Origin of the sequence: Exiguobacterium sp. s131, assembly GCF_018617345.1 — a bacterium.
GTDB classification, from domain to species: domain Bacteria; phylum Bacillota; class Bacilli; order Exiguobacteriales; family Exiguobacteriaceae; genus Exiguobacterium; species Exiguobacterium profundum.
Map to the genome: position 1 here is coordinate 443417 of NZ_JACSJX010000001.1, position 14608 is coordinate 458024.

Below are 14608 nucleotides of genomic sequence, written 5' to 3' on the forward strand. Positions count from 1 at the left end.
AGGTGAATGAACATGTTTAAATCCGCGAAAGCTATTCTTTCAGAGCTAAAGTCGAGCTTGTATTTGATTTTCCGTCTCGCCACGTATGAGACGAAAAGCAACAACTCGATGCAGTACCTCGGATTTTTATGGGAGTTCGTGACACCGTTATTGCAGATTGGAGTTTACTGGTTCGTATTTGGATTTGGTATTCGAAGCGGCAGGCCGATTGATGGCGTGCCGTTTCTGCCATGGTTGGTCGCAGGGATTGTCGTCTGGTTCTTCATTGCCTCGGCGATCACCTCGACGGCCCGTTCCGTCTATTCGAAAATCGGCATGGTCTCCAAAATGAGCTTCCCAATCTCGACGATTCCGGCATACGTCTTGCTCGCACTCTTCTATCGCCACGTGGCGTTAGTCGGTGTCTCGTTCATCTTGATGTGGGCATTCGGATTCCCGATGGGGCTGCATTCGCTCTGGTTTATCTACTTGGCGTTCAGTGCGCTTGCACTACTGTACTCGCTCGCCTTGATTACGTCCGCGCTCACGACAATCGTGCGCGATCTTCAAAACCTTCTTCAGTCGATGATGCGGATGTTGATGTATTTGACACCGATTTTTTGGGTGCCGCCGGCGAAGCTCGCGAATATCCTACAAATCAATCCGCTCTATTATTTAGTCGAAGGATATCGGTCGATGTTCCTCGGAACCGACTGGTTGGCGACTAACTGGGCTTACGGTCTCTATTACTGGGCCATCGTCTTCGTTCTCTTCTTCGTCGGGTCGATGATTCATTTGCGTTTCCGTCGACACTTCATCGATTACATTTGAGGAGGACCTTATGTACCAGGTTAAATTTGAAAACGTATCGAAACGATATACGCTTTATAACAAGCAATCTGATAAGCTGAAAGAGATCTTCTTCAGTAAAGCAGGGGGCAAACAGTTTTACGCACTTCGCAATGTCACGTTTGAAGTTCCACCCGGGGAAGTGGTCGGGATTATCGGCATTAACGGGTCAGGGAAGTCGACGATGTCGAACTTGTTGGCTGACGTCATGCCGCCGACTCACGGAAAAATCGAACTTCACGGAAAGACGGCGTTGATTGCGATCTCTTCTGGTTTGAACGGCAACTTGACTGGGCTCGAGAACATCGAGCTCAAAGGGTTGATGCTCGGGATGACGAAACAGGAGATTATCGATTTGACACCGGCCATCATTGAGTTCGCCGATATCGGTGACTTTATCAATCAGCCGGTCAAGACGTACTCGAGCGGGATGAAGTCCCGTCTCGGATTCGCCATTTCGATCAACGTCGACCCGGACATTCTCGTCATCGATGAGGCGCTCTCGGTCGGGGACCAAACGTTCACCGACAAGTGTCTCGCCAAGATGAACGAGTTCAAAGATCGTGGGAAGACGATTTTCTTCATCAGTCACTCGGTCTCACAAGTTCGCCAATTCTGTACGCTCGGCCTTTGGCTCGAGTTCGGAGAAGTGCGCGAATATGGACCAGTCGATGAAGTTGTTCGGGAGTACAACAAGTTTTTGAAATGGTTCCGCAACTTGTCTAAAGAGCAACAAGACTCGTTTAAAGCCGACAAGCTCAAACGTCGTACGACGGTCGTCGATGCGACAGAGCTCGGAGAGACATACATCTTACCGCCTTTGACAGAAGAACAACTACAAACACGCCATTCGTCGGTCGCTGTATCGAACGAAGTGTGAGCAATTGGGAGGAGGAAGCACGGCGAAGTCAGACCGTGCGAAACGACCTATGAAAAAAGTCATGACCGTCTTTGGGACGCGACCAGAAGCCATCAAAATGGCACCACTCGTACTTGAGTTGAAAAAACGTGAAGGGGTAGAACCGATTGTCGTCGTGACAGCGCAGCACCGTCAAATGCTTGACCAAGTGCTCGAGTTGTTCGAAATCAAACCGGACTATGACCTCGACATCATGAAGGACAAGCAGACGCTTTACGATGTCACATCACGCGTATTGAAAGGGATGGGCGAGGTTATCGCTGAAACGAAACCAGACATCGTGTTGGTCCACGGGGACACAACGACGACATTCGCGGCATCACTCGCAGCCTTCTACAACCAAGTCGCAGTCGGTCACGTTGAGGCTGGCCTGCGCACACACAATAAATATTCACCATTCCCGGAAGAGATGAACCGCCAATTGACGGGTGTCATGGCTGACCTTCATTTCGCACCGACGGAAACGTCGCGTGACAACCTCCTTCGTGAAGGCAAGAACGAAGAGATGATCTTCGTCACAGGGAACACGGCAATCGACGCACTCAAAACGACAGTCCGTGACGACTATGCGAGCGAATTGCTCGACAGCATCCGTTCACAAGGTCGTCGTCTCGTCATGTTGACGGCACACCGTCGTGAGAACTTGGGTGAGCCGATGCGTAACATGTTCCGTGCGGTCCGTCGCTTGATTGAGAAGTATGATGACATTGAAGTCGTGTATCCGGTCCACATGAACCCGGTCGTTCGTGAACTCGCTAACGAGATTCTTCACGATGTCGAACGCGTCCACTTGATCGAACCGCTCGACGTCTTCGACTTCCATAACTATGCGGCGACGTCGCACTTGATCTTAACGGATTCAGGTGGCGTACAAGAAGAAGCACCATCTCTCGGTGTACCTGTCCTCGTCCTTCGTGACACGACAGAACGTCCAGAAGGTGTAGCTGCAGGAACACTCAAACTCGCAGGGATTGAAGAAGAGAACATCTTCTCACTCGCGGATGAGCTCTTGTCTGACGAAACGGCATACAAAGCGATGTCACAAGCATCGAACCCGTACGGTGATGGTGAGGCGTCACGTCGAATCGTCGATGCCATCCTTGCCAACTAAATGAAAACGAATAGAGTTGTTTTGTGCCCGGCACAGCAACTCTTTTCTGTATCATTATCCTAATGATTCGGAGGTGCTTGCATGTCAACGAAGCGAATTCGTCCGGCGATTTACCATTACTATCCGCGTGGACCACATAAAAATCATATGTCGATGCGCGAAGAGGAATACAAGACAGAGGTCACTTTTTTACCTCAATCGCTAAAGGACTCGATTTATGTTCAACTATTTGACTTGAAATTTGAAATTCCCCCATCGAAAATCTTTTTGGCTGATGCCAAGATGGATCAAGGGGAAGAAATGGAAGTCAACACATCCGTTTATGTCGAAGGCGACCGCGCCATCCGACTAGAATTGTACGTCATGCAGTATTCAGACGAAGAACGTTTATCGAATAAGCGTTTCATGCTCACATTGAACCCAGGGGTGAACCCCGTTGTAGAAGTCGTCAAACAAATGGAAGATGCCAAGTATTTCAAGATGTCCTACAAATACATCGTAGAAACGCTTGAACCGACCACTGTACGATTTGATGATCTCTATGTGACGTTCCGCTAAGCGGAGCAAGTCTTAAGGGAGAAAGGGACCATACGGTATGTTATTTAGTTCCACGGTATTCTTATTTTATTTCTTACCGGTCGTGCTGCTGCTGTATTTCGTGTCACCACGCTGGTTAAAAAATACGATTTTACTCGTCTCAAGTTTATTTTTCTATGCATGGGGTGAACCACGGTTCGTCTTAATCATGCTCGCATCGATCGTCATGAACTATGTGTTCGGCTTTATGGTCGACAAGTATCGTGATGATGCAAAGAAAATCAAATGGACGATGGTGCTCATGCTTCTCGGGAACCTCGGGATGCTTGGGGTCTTCAAGTACGCGAGTTTCTTCGTTGAGAACGTCAACTCGGTATTTGGCTTCTCGCTGAACGACCCGGATATTCCTCTTCCGCTCGGGATTTCATTCTTTACATTCCAAGCGATGAGTTATGTCATCGATGTGTATCGAAACGATGGGCGTCTACAGAAGAACTTGTTTGACTTGGCACTTTACGTATCATTCTTCCCACAATTGATTGCCGGACCGATCGTCCGTTATCAAACGGTCGCAGATGAAATCGTGGACCGCCGTGAGACAGTCGATGACTTCGTCTCTGGGATTCAACGATTCGTCATTGGTCTAGGGAAGAAAATGATTTTAGCGAACAGTTGTGGATACGTCGCGGATCAGGTATTCAGTCAATCGGCCGGGGATTTGTCGACGACACTCGCCTGGATCGGTGTCATCGCTTACTCGCTACAGATTTACTTTGATTTCTCAGGTTATTCGGATATGGCGATCGGTCTCGGTCGGATGTTTGGGTTCCATTTCCTTGAGAACTTCAATTATCCGTATATTTCAAAATCAGTGTCTGAGTTTTGGCGTCGCTGGCACATCTCGCTCGGAAGCTGGTTCCGAGATTATGTGTACATCCCGCTCGGCGGGAATCGTCAAGGTCCTTGGAAGACGTATCGCAACTTGACCATCGTTTGGTTATTGACCGGGGTATGGCACGGTGCGAGTTGGACATTCATCGCATGGGGATTATACTATGGGATTTTCATCATGCTCGAACGGGCATTTCTTGGGAAATGGCTTGCCGCATGGCCGGCATGGCTCGCCCACGCGTTCACGCTCTTCATCGTCGTCATCGGTTGGGTATTCTTCCGTGCCGATAACTTCACGTACGCAACAGAGTATCTGCAAGTGATGTTTGGATTACACGGAGGTCAAGTATTCGATCAAACGGCATATTACTACATTGTTCAGTACGGTGTCGTGCTTGTCATCTCGATGATTGCTGCTACACCGCTTCCGAAAATGCTAGTCGCCCGCTTCTTGCGTCATGAAGTGAGTACGGATCGTCCTGTGCTTGCTGCAAGCGCTGGTCTTGCACGAGCGGCGTATATCATGCTCATTTTCGGTATCTCGATTTCATATGTCGTATCGAGTACATTTAACCCATTCATTTATTTCCGGTTCTAAGGAGGGCTGACAATGGAACAACAAACCAAAAGCGAACAAGTCCGTTCGAAAAGGCGGCGCCTCTCTTGGGTGGTCAACAGTATCCTATTGATCGGCTTCCTTGGCACCATCTTTTATGGACTCGCCGTTTACGCCTTTGGCACCGAACAAGCACGTTCGGATAGTGAGGGACGGATGCTAGCACAGCGCCCGGATCCATCTGTCGAGACGATTCTGGATGGAACATATATGGAAGAGTTCGAGGCATCAGCAAACGATCAGGTGTTTGAGCGTTACATGTGGATTGAGACACAAGCTTGGGTGCAACGTAACGTTCTGCAACAACAGATGAACAACGGTGTCATCAGTATCGATGAGTTCTTGTATGCACCAGATCCTGTGGCGAGCGACTATTCGTCACTTGGGATCTTCTTTAAAGAATTTCAAAAAGAGATGAGCGAAGCTGACATTCCATCTTACTTCGCCTCGGCCCCAAGTAAACCGGTTTATGCGACAAGACAAGGAATCTTCCCAGATTACATCGAGTCGGCAGATGCAGAAAACCGAGGACAGCTTCATGCACGTCTTGAAGAGAATGAGATTCCGCTCATCGACTTAGAAGAAACGCTTGGCGATCAGCCAGGAAAAGATATTTACTTTAAGACGGATCACCACTGGCGTCCGGAAGGGGCATTCATGGCTTATGAACAAATCATGGAACGCTTAAGCGAGCAGTTCCCTGATGCTCCTGCCTTATCGATGGAGGATATGGAAATCAAATCGGTAGACGGTCCGTTTTACGGATCTCATGCCCGTGAAATTTCGATGCCTTATGTCGAGTCACCTGATCAATTTACGTACCTTGAACCGAAAGACGGATTTACTACGACAGTCTGTCGAAATGGCGACGACTGTGGTCATTCGGTCCTAGATACGGATGTCTTGAAGAACTCGACGAAATTCACGAACTACTACAACTTGTTCATGGGTGATAACTATGCCCAATCGAAAATCACACAAAACAATCCGAAAAATGATTATCACTTGCTCGTCTTAAAAGATTCGTATGCGAACCCGATGCTTGGCTATCTTGGAGAGTCATTCGGAACGGTGTCAGCGCTTGATGTCCGTTACTTCGACGACTATGATGTCAGCATTGCGGATTACGCAAAAGAAAATGAGGTAGATGCGGTGCTGTTCGTTCACAACGATCGCATCCGTGGTCTTGGTTCGATGTATCAAGAAGGCTTGTAACCCTAATCAATCGATTACGGAGAAAAGGTAGGTGCTCATCATGAACATATTACTACCGGTGTTTTTTCACTCCGCAATGGGAGGATTACACCTCCATATCTTATCTTCTTTGAAAGTGTTTCTACGAGAGGGGCATGAGGTGACCGTTGTCTGTAAACCTGGTCCCTTTGCCGATGAAGTAAGGAAAATCGGCGGGCAAGTCGTCGAGACGGACTATTCGAGTGAGGACGTGCAATGTGTCATCGATCAAATCCGATCACAGCCGTTCGATGTCGTGTATGCGCATCCGTTCGACGCGCGTCAATTTGGTCTCGCGGTGGCGGAGGCGAACGCAATCCCGTTCGTCCTCGTCATCCACGGGATGTATTATGATGAGATTGAGCAGTATCATCCGAGCGTCTCGCGAGTGATTGCGGTATCGGAACGGATTGCTACTCACCTGACTGAGCACTGTCCAGAAATCGAATCAAAACTTACGGTTATCCCGAATGGGGTAGATGCGACTTTTGTTCCGTCGGAGGAAACATCTCCATCAGAACGTATCGTAGGCTTATTCACGTCTCGCCTGGATTCGGACAAACTGTTTATACTAGACGTCTTCTTAGATGCACTAGAAGACGAGACGGTACGGTCTTTACCGATTGACTGGTTGATTATCGGTGACGGAACACAGCGAGATAAATACGCCGAGCGTTATGAAGCTGCACTGGCAGGGACAGGACAGAACATTGAGTGGCTTGGTTGGCTAGAACAAAGCCAACTCCCTGAAGCGATGCGGCGTGCCGATTTTGTCATCGGTCCCGGACGGTCTGCGCTGGAAGGGATGGCGCTCGGTAAACCGACCATCGCTGTCGGAAGCAAAAGCTATCAAGGCTTGGTCACTCCTTCGACGTGGCAAGATATCGCGAGTACGAACTTTGGAGGCATCGGGAATAAGTATGAAGGGTATTCACCAGGACAAATCGGTGAGGCGATTCTCGAGTTGATGGATGAGACGAAGCGACGGAACCTTGCGAGCTTCTCGGCTACACTTGTCGATCAACATTTTCGAGACGAACAATCGCAACAACGCCTACTCGAGGTGCTTGAACAGGTGATAGAAGAAGGTGCTCGAGAAATCGATTTGGTCGAGCGCTATCCTCATATTCGTTATGATCAACTTCATGCTCGTCGTTCGAACCGAATCTGTACATGGAAATTGACAGATCGGGAACAACGACTTGAAGAGACACGCGATGAGTTAGTGACGACCAAACGACAGCTCGACCAACTGCTTATGATGAATGAGGAACAGTCTTTGGAAATCGAGAAGTTGCGAATGGAACTTCAGCGATTATCTGATGAAGTGGAATAGCGACTTATGGAAAGAGAACTTCGAATCAGAAGTTCTCTTTTTAAATATAGCGAACTTATTCATTGTTTATGTGATAAATGTCACCAAAAGTCTTCTGACACCATAATAGTAAAAATAAGTATTTTTATGTTGCTTTTGTATTATTTATATTACAAAATTTATATATTTATTTCGTTTTCGGGGTAAAAATGATTAACACCTTAGAGGCACGCACATCATGTATACCTGTCACCTTGTAGTTAGTAAAGGAGGATGCATGAATGAAAAAAGTCGTTGCTCTTTTTTTGTGTTTTTTCTTACTTGTCGGATTTACCATTGTACCGGGGTCGAAGGTTGAGGCAAGTTCATCTGTGACTCATGTCTACTCACCAAAATCGTATACACACTATGGAGGAGTTACGTATGCGGTTAAGAAATTTACTTATCCAAAAAGTGTGAAAGTCAAATTATCTAACGGGCGTACGCTTATCGTTCAGTGAAATGGTCGAAAGTCAGTTTTCAAAAAGAGTACTTGAATCGAACTCAACGAATCGTTGGAAGCGTTCAGGGCACGAACAAGAAAGCGACCTGGTATGTGAGAGTGAAGAACTATCCGATCAAGGTTTCAACGCCAATCATTCGTGCGGTCGGAAAAGGTCAAAAGGCGAATTTGCCGACCAAATTAACTGCTTATTTTGCAAATGGTCAGCGTTCCACTTATCCATTGGAGTGGGACCAAGCATACACAAGTAAGCTAGGAACAAGAATGGTCAGCTATAAAGCTCGTGGATTAAACTTATACTTCAGTGGAAAAGCGAAGCTTGTGGTGCGAGATGTTCAATTGACCCAACCCGTTTTTTCCATTTTGATGAACAATGAACAGATTCAGGCCGTAGGTAAAATTCATTATCCGGCTCGAGGCGTACGTCACTACTTGATTGCTGAAAACAGAGAAACCAAAGTACAGTATAAAAAGCTGATTTATCCTGAACAAGATGGATCTTACAAAGTGGCATCTCTACCGCTCAAACCTGCGTCCTATAATATGTATGTCCAGTCGGGCGTCAAGCGGACATCACTGGTGGTCGTTTCATTAAAAGGCGGACAGGTTCCGGGTGATTCGGAATCGGATATTCGCAATCTATTAAAAGGTCTATTATTGAATATCCAAGTGACGAACCCATTGTTGAATGACATCGTCTTCCCGCAAATTGACGGTGTGACATTCTCGATTGATTCAAACAAGTCGGCTTTGTCGAGTGCTGGTAAAGTGACGCGCGGAACGAATGATGAACTTGTGACGTTCACGATTCAAGCGAAACGTGGGGACATCACGGAATCAATCACCTACAATAACATTTTGATTCCGAAGCGCTCCCAGACGGACGAAGAAGAGCTCGACCTCTGGCTCAACAGCATTCAAATCGATAACCCGCTCACGAAGAACATCGAATTGCCGTCCTATCCGGGTGTCGTCTTCTCGATTGAATCGAGCAATCCATCAGTCGTCTCCACTTCTGGTGTCGTTACGAGAGGAAATCAAGACGTGTATGTCAATTTGACCGTACGGGCAACGAAGGGAGCGGTGACGCGTACGAAGTCCTTCCCGAATATCCTCGTACCGAAAAAAGATTCATCGGCGGACAGTATCATTGATGATTACTTGAATCGACTGGTCATCTCAAGCCCAGTGACTTCGAATATCACACTCCCACCTCTTACTGGGGCGATGGTGACCTTGACGTCTTCGAATCAGGCGGTTATTACAAACAGTGGGATTGTCACCCGAGGTACGACGGACCAATCCATTTCGCTCGTCGTCACAGTGACAAAAGATGGGATCACGAAAACGAAAATTTTTCTCGGTTTACTTGTACCGAAGAAAGAAGGCGGGGCTGAAGGGGAAGTAGATGACTACTTGGCAGCACTGTCGATTACAAGTCCACTCACATCGAACATTGTCCTACCGCCATTCACTGGTGGTACAACGACGCTGTCCTCATCGAATCCAGCGGTCGTCTCGAACAGTGGGGTTGTCACACGTGGCACGACGGATCAAACGGTGTCGATTACGGTCAATGCGACGAAGGACGGTGTGACGAAATCACGTACCTTCACGAATTTGCTTGTACCAAAAGATGATGCGTTGTTGACAGCCGAGCTCGACGCGGCTTTAAATGCCATCAACCTTGGTAATCTCATTAACCTGTCGACCAACATCTCACTTCCGTCCGCATCAAACGGAATCAACGTCAGTTGGTCCTCGAATCAACCGGGTGTCATCTCGAACACCGGGGTGATTCAACAAGATCCGACCGATGCGAAATCGTTCATCCTGACGGCTTCGGTCACAAAGAACGGATTGACTCGGACGAAGACGTTTAGTGGGTCGGTTGCAGCGAATGTTCAGTTGGTATTAGCAGACGATGTGACGAAAGTTAAGTCGTCATTCGGGACGCTGTATCCGGTATTTGATTTGTCGTTACCAACGAGCTTGAATGGTACTCCGCTCACATGGACCTCAAGTAACCCGGCACTGATGACGAGTACGGGGGACGTTCGGGAAAATGATGTGGTCACGCCATTTACCTTGACCGTCAGCAATGCTAGTACAAATCAAATCATCAATATGTCCACACAAGATGTCGATACGGGGTTACTCGGTGGGTTGCTCGACTCGCTTGGCACCCTTTTGAATCCAGTTGTGAACGCATTGACGGGTAATGCGCAAACAGCCACTCTACCAACGCAGTATGGAGGTTTACTTGGCATCGGGGCGAAGAGCATCACGAATTGGGAAAGTTCACACCCGGATCTCGTGACGGTTCAAGGATCCAATGTTACCATCCAACGAGATGACCAAGAGCATATCGTTGTCTTGCGAGCGAAATATGAAGGAATCGATCAACCAATTCCATTTATCGTCAAATTATCGAAACGATAACAAAGAACGGAGTCGCATGATGCGACTCCGTTCTTTTAGTCAATGTGTTGTGAAGCGAGCGGGTCCAATCGAAGAGACGAGACGTGTCGCTGCACGTAGGCAATCCAGCTGTCTCGTATACACACGGCTCACATCAGAAAATGCAGAGGGGAGATGGTCTGAGTCGAGGGGACCTTGTCGCATATAAGGAGATTCCCCGGCGCCAAGCGGTGTCGGATGAATCACAAACTTATAGTGAGATGGGTCGAGCTCGACGACTTCGATTTCTGCAAACAATTGTGCATCACGTGTATACAAGAAGCGGGTGGATAACCATTTATCTGAATCTGTCATGGGTCACCAGTCCTCCCTCAAAAAGTCTTATCTCCTTTATATTAAAACATTTTATGGTTATTTGGTAATTTTATTTCATATATATACCAAAACACTGACTATAATTTGTAAAAAGAATGGATTCGTGCAATCTTTCTCTTGATTAAGTATGGTTAAAAGAGAATGGACGAATATGAGGTGACAATATGAGAAAGAACGCGACTGGTACATACCGGTTCGTCATCATCCTTGGGGCGAGAGTGAATGGGACTCGACCGTCCCGCGCGCTCCAACATCGAATTGACGTAGCGGCCGCCTATGCGAAGGCACATCCTCATGTCGAACTGATCGCAACAGGTGGACAGGGACCAGATGAAGGGATGGCGGAGGCGCGTGTCATTGAACGAGAACTGATGGCGCAAGGAATCGATGCAACACGGATTCATGCGGAAGCGACATCGACGTCGACAATCGAGAACTTTGAGCATAGCCGCTCAATTTGGGACGGAGCATCCGGTGTGACGATCGTGACAAATGATTTTCATGTGCCGCGCGCTCGTCTGATTGCGAGACTGTACTTTCAGCTCGAGAGTGATGCTTTGTATGCACCGACCCCACCGCTTGCGAAAGGGCGATATATGATTCGTGAAATGTTGGCGTATGTGAAGTTGTTGGGACGTTACGTATTTAGGAAAGAAAAAAACTAGGCTCTTGCACTCGCAAGAGCCTAGTTTGGTTGACAACCGATTTCTTCGTTCAGTACGTGGCCAAACGCTTCGGCGCCCTTAATATTTAAATGGACCCCGTCACTTTCGAAGTACGCTTCCTTTCCGATTGAGCGTTCATGCCAATCGATGAGGGATACGTTCTCATGAAGCTCACTGGCCCGAGCGAGTTTTTTATTGACCTCACTCTCCCATGGACGTGGGACACGTGTGTTGATCAAATAGATTTCATCTGCTCGTTCGAACTGCTTGAGCAACGTCTCGAGTTGCTCCATTTTGAAGGCACCGTTCGTTCCGAGATGGAGGAACACGACGTGACCTGGAGCATTATAAGATTGGTACTGAGAGGCAACTGGGATTGCATCGCGAACTTGACGTCCGATTTGGGCGTCGATTTTCATATTCGGGAAAGCATCTGCCAAATATTCGTTCAATCCGAGCATAACCGAGTCGCCAATCGCGAGAGCCGGTGGACATGTTCGTTCTTCTGGTTTTTCAGTTGGTGCTTTGTTTTCTTCTGTCGATTGATCTTCAGACGGGACTTCCTCCGTCTCCTTGGATTCCGATTCTTTCGGAACGTCCTTTGTCTCGTCTTTTGGCATCGGTACTTTCACGACAGGAATTTCATCTTCGACCGGCTTCGACTCAGAGAACGCCAGGATGGTCAAATTCCCAACGAGAACGAGTGAGAGTGCGGTCGCACATGCCGTGGCGGCAAAGCGCGCGTTCGGGTGCGTCGGTGTTGAGACGAGCTGACGGAACGCTTGTTTGAATCCGTTTCGACGAATCGGTGTCTCGACGAAGCGATACGACAACTCGGCGATCAAAAGCGTCAACGCCACTTGCCCGACGGAAAGAAGTGGCGAGAACGTCCCGAGTCGATCGAGCGGTGTCGATAGAATGATGACCGGATAGTGCCACAAGTAAATCCCATACGTCCGTGTACCGATCACGCGAAGCCAAACGCTTCCAAACAGTCGTGACCAAATGGTCGCCGGATGGGCGACAGCGGCAATCAATAGGGCGGATAGGAAAGCGACGAGCAAGAAACCTCCATAATAGAGGAATGCATCGTAGGCGTTGACGTTACTGATGATCCCGGCGATGACGATGAGCGAAACGGCGCCGGTCCAGTTCAAAATGTGGCGTCCGATATGCGGGATCGTTTCTTTAAACGTGTCCGGACGCCAACCGAAGGCGAGGACGGCTCCCATGAGCAGACCGAACAATCGCGTGTCGGTCCCGTAGTAGACGCGGCTCGGATCGGCTTCCGGGACATATCGGAACGCCATCCAGGCGGCGGAGACGAATAGAAGCGCAGCGAGCAGTTGAAGCAATCGCTTCCGGAACGCGAGACCGACGAGTAGGAGCAACGGCCAGAACGCATAAAACTGTTCTTCGATGGAGAGAGACCATAGATTTTGAAGCGGTGATGGCTTTCCGAAACTCTCGAAGTAGGAGACTTCGTGAAAGATATACCACCAGTTGTTCACATAGGCGAGTGCCGCCAGTGAATCTTGGCGCACCGTATCGAGCAAGGAGCGGTCAAACAGCGTCACATATGTCATCACGACCGACAGCATCAAGACGAGCGCCGGCAACAAACGACGGAAACGCGCGATGTAGAACTTTTTCAAATTGATTGTGCCGGTCTTCGTCCATTCGCGAATCAAGATACCGGTGATCAAGTAACCGGACAGGACGAAGAAGACATCGACACCGAGGAATCCCCCAGGTATGTAAGGTACATTTAAATGATATAAAATCACAGCCAAGACGGCGAACGTGCGCAAGCCGTCGAGACCAGGCATATACGTTGTATGTTTGAGTGGTTGCATGCCCCCACTTCCTTTCTAGTAAAGCGGACATTTCCCTTATTTTTGAATCCATTCTTCAGTATAACGAGCGTGGAGGAGGGAATGGTTTCAAAAGATTAACAATCAAATGACGTAAAAATCCAATAAAAAAAAGGGACACGAGGTCCCTTGCACTTTACATCAGATTAATCAACGTCCCACCGAGTACCCCGGCGATGACGAGTGACCACGGTGGTAACTTCCAATAAGCAATCATCACGAACAGGAAGGCAGCGAACACGAAGTCGACCGCACCGTTGACGGTACTCGTGAAGATCGGGCTGTAGAATGCCGCAATCAAAATCCCAACGACCGCTGCGTTGACACCGATGAGGGCACCGGCGACTTTCGGGTTGTGACGGAGCGCGTCCCAAAACGGAAGTGCCCCGAGGATGAGCAAGAAGGCCGGCAAGAAAATGGCGACCGTCGCAAGGATGCCACCCGGCACACCGTTAATCACCGTTCCAAGATAAGAAGCGAACGTGAAAAGCGGACCAGGAACGGCCTGAGCGGCACCGTATCCTGCAAGGAAGGCTTCTTCACTCAAGAAACCAGCTGGGACAAGTTCACGTTCTAGTAGTGGCAAGACCACATGTCCGCCGCCGAAGACGAGGGCACCGGCCCGGTAAAAGCTATCGAACAAGGCAATCGTCTGATTCTCAAACGTCTCCCGTAAAATCGGTAAGATGACGAGAAGTGCCCCAAAAATCGACAGCAGAACGGCCCCGAGACGTTTCGAAATCGGGAACGCACTCGATTTCGTATCGAGGCGGTCCGGCTTGAACATCAGGAATCCTGCGAGGGCCGCGAGGAGAATGAATAATACCTGACTGAACGTCGTTTGCCAGAGTAGGACGCCTGCCAAGGCAAAAAAGGCAATCGTTCGTGTCTTTGTATCAGGTGTCAATTTACTCGCCATTCCTAAGATGGCATGGGCGACGATAGCGACGGCGACGACTTTTAAGCCGTATAACCAGCCTGCATCGGAGACGTCGAGTCCGGATAACAATAAAGCGAATAGGATGAGGGCAACGACCGACGGCGTTGTGAAGCCGATGAATGAGGTGATCCCACCTAATATGCCACCGCGGACAATCCCGATCCCGATCCCGACCTGTGAACTCGCCGGTCCGGGCAAGAATTGGCATAAGGCGACGAGGTCGGCGTAAGCTTTCTCATCCATCCATTTGCGTCGTCTCACATATTCCTCGTGGAAGTAACCGAGGTGGGCGACCGGACCACCGAATGAGGTGAGACCGAGCCTCGTTGAAACGAATAAAATTTCTAGTAACGTCTTGAACGTCACACGTTGTGTCGTCAT

The 14608-nt window shown here is 48.7% G+C and carries 13 protein-coding genes; 10 read left to right on the forward strand and 3 right to left on the reverse strand.

Translation table 11 applies throughout. The annotated features are described in order from the left end of the window. Positions 1–12: 12 nt before the first annotated feature. The 9 genes from KNO69_RS02355 (at position 13) to KNO69_RS02395 (ending at position 10394) form a co-directional block, all read left to right on the forward strand. Positions 13–810, forward strand: coding sequence for an ABC transporter permease (locus KNO69_RS02355; RefSeq protein ID WP_251124845.1), 798 nt, complete (start codon positions 13–15; stop codon positions 808–810). Between the two features lie 10 nt (positions 811–820). Beyond that, on the forward strand, positions 821–1708 hold the full coding sequence (gene tagH / locus KNO69_RS02360; RefSeq protein WP_214815835.1) for a teichoic acids export ABC transporter ATP-binding subunit TagH: 888 nt from the start codon (positions 821–823) through the stop codon (positions 1706–1708). Positions 1709–1757: 49 nt separating this feature from the next. Continuing rightward, complete coding sequence (wecB, locus tag KNO69_RS02365) at positions 1758–2858, forward strand: non-hydrolyzing UDP-N-acetylglucosamine 2-epimerase (RefSeq protein ID WP_012727108.1); 1101 nt, start codon at positions 1758–1760, stop codon at positions 2856–2858. 81 nt (positions 2859–2939) lie between these two features. Continuing rightward, positions 2940–3416 (forward strand): hypothetical protein, encoded by a 477-nt coding sequence (locus KNO69_RS02370; RefSeq protein WP_214815839.1) that lies wholly within the window; start codon positions 2940–2942, stop codon positions 3414–3416. A gap of 37 nt (positions 3417–3453) precedes the next feature. Then, positions 3454–4884 (forward strand): MBOAT family O-acyltransferase, encoded by a 1431-nt coding sequence (locus KNO69_RS02375; RefSeq protein ID WP_214815842.1) that lies wholly within the window; start codon positions 3454–3456, stop codon positions 4882–4884. Between the two features lie 12 nt (positions 4885–4896). Next, positions 4897–6117, forward strand: a complete 1221-nt coding sequence (locus KNO69_RS02380; RefSeq protein ID WP_214815845.1) for a DHHW family protein — start codon at positions 4897–4899, stop codon at positions 6115–6117. 76 nt (positions 6118–6193) lie between these two features. Next, positions 6194–7471 carry a glycosyltransferase family 4 protein gene (locus KNO69_RS02385; protein WP_251124907.1) on the forward strand — a complete coding sequence of 426 codons (1278 nt, stop codon included), beginning with the start codon at positions 6194–6196 and terminating at the stop codon, positions 7469–7471. Positions 7472–7731: 260 nt separating this feature from the next. Further along, on the forward strand, positions 7732–7950 hold the full coding sequence (locus KNO69_RS02390) for a hypothetical protein (protein ID WP_214815851.1): 219 nt from the start codon (positions 7732–7734) through the stop codon (positions 7948–7950). Then, positions 7947–10394 carry an immunoglobulin-like domain-containing protein gene (locus KNO69_RS02395; protein ID WP_214815856.1) on the forward strand — a complete coding sequence of 816 codons (2448 nt, stop codon included), beginning with the start codon at positions 7947–7949 and terminating at the stop codon, positions 10392–10394. The genes KNO69_RS02390 and KNO69_RS02395 overlap by 4 nt, the downstream gene beginning before the upstream one ends. Before the next feature lie 39 nt (positions 10395–10433). Here KNO69_RS02395 and KNO69_RS02400 read toward each other — a convergent pair whose 3' ends face one another. Then, a complete protein-coding gene (locus KNO69_RS02400) occupies positions 10434–10727 on the reverse strand; it encodes a hypothetical protein (protein WP_074036045.1) in 294 nt (97 codons plus the stop codon). Between the two features lie 185 nt (positions 10728–10912). On the opposite strand from KNO69_RS02400, the gene KNO69_RS02405 reads away from it, so the two are divergent. Next, positions 10913–11413, forward strand: coding sequence for a YdcF family protein (locus KNO69_RS02405; RefSeq protein ID WP_214781900.1), 501 nt, complete (start codon positions 10913–10915; stop codon positions 11411–11413). Positions 11414–11433: 20 nt separating this feature from the next. On the opposite strand, the gene KNO69_RS02410 is transcribed toward KNO69_RS02405, so the two are convergent. Together KNO69_RS02410 and chrA are read right to left on the reverse strand one after the other, a co-directional pair. Then, the gene (locus tag KNO69_RS02410) at positions 11434–13269 is read right to left on the reverse strand and encodes an acyltransferase family protein (RefSeq protein WP_214815859.1); all 1836 of its coding nucleotides are present in this window, start codon (positions 13267–13269) and stop codon (positions 11434–11436) included. 154 nt (positions 13270–13423) lie between these two features. Beyond that, positions 13424–14608, reverse strand: coding sequence for a chromate efflux transporter (gene chrA / locus KNO69_RS02415; protein ID WP_214815862.1), 1185 nt, complete (start codon positions 14606–14608; stop codon positions 13424–13426).

Excerpts from the sequence above, each read along its gene's own strand:
- KNO69_RS02375 (WP_214815842.1), top strand. The coding sequence starts at position 3,454 with ATGTTATTTAGTTCCACGGTATTCTTATTTTATTTCTTACCGGTCGTG.
- KNO69_RS02390 (WP_214815851.1), top strand. The coding sequence starts at position 7,732 with ATGAAAAAAGTCGTTGCTCTTTTTTTGTGTTTTTTCTTACTTGTCGGA.
- KNO69_RS02355 (WP_251124845.1), top strand. The coding sequence starts at position 13 with ATGTTTAAATCCGCGAAAGCTATTCTTTCAGAGCTAAAGTCGAGCTTG.
- KNO69_RS02370 (WP_214815839.1), top strand. The coding sequence starts at position 2,940 with ATGTCAACGAAGCGAATTCGTCCGGCGATTTACCATTACTATCCGCGT.
- KNO69_RS02380 (WP_214815845.1), top strand. The coding sequence starts at position 4,897 with ATGGAACAACAAACCAAAAGCGAACAAGTCCGTTCGAAAAGGCGGCGC.
- chrA (WP_214815862.1), bottom strand. The coding sequence starts at position 14,608 with ATGACGACACAACGTGTGACGTTCAAGACGTTACTAGAAATTTTATTC.
- tagH (WP_214815835.1), top strand. The coding sequence starts at position 821 with ATGTACCAGGTTAAATTTGAAAACGTATCGAAACGATATACGCTTTAT.
- KNO69_RS02410 (WP_214815859.1), bottom strand. The coding sequence starts at position 13,269 with ATGCAACCACTCAAACATACAACGTATATGCCTGGTCTCGACGGCTTG.
- KNO69_RS02405 (WP_214781900.1), top strand. The coding sequence starts at position 10,913 with ATGAGAAAGAACGCGACTGGTACATACCGGTTCGTCATCATCCTTGGG.
- KNO69_RS02385 (WP_251124907.1), top strand. The coding sequence starts at position 6,194 with ATGGGAGGATTACACCTCCATATCTTATCTTCTTTGAAAGTGTTTCTA.
- wecB (WP_012727108.1), top strand. The coding sequence starts at position 1,758 with ATGAAAAAAGTCATGACCGTCTTTGGGACGCGACCAGAAGCCATCAAA.
- KNO69_RS02400 (WP_074036045.1), bottom strand. The coding sequence starts at position 10,727 with ATGACAGATTCAGATAAATGGTTATCCACCCGCTTCTTGTATACACGT.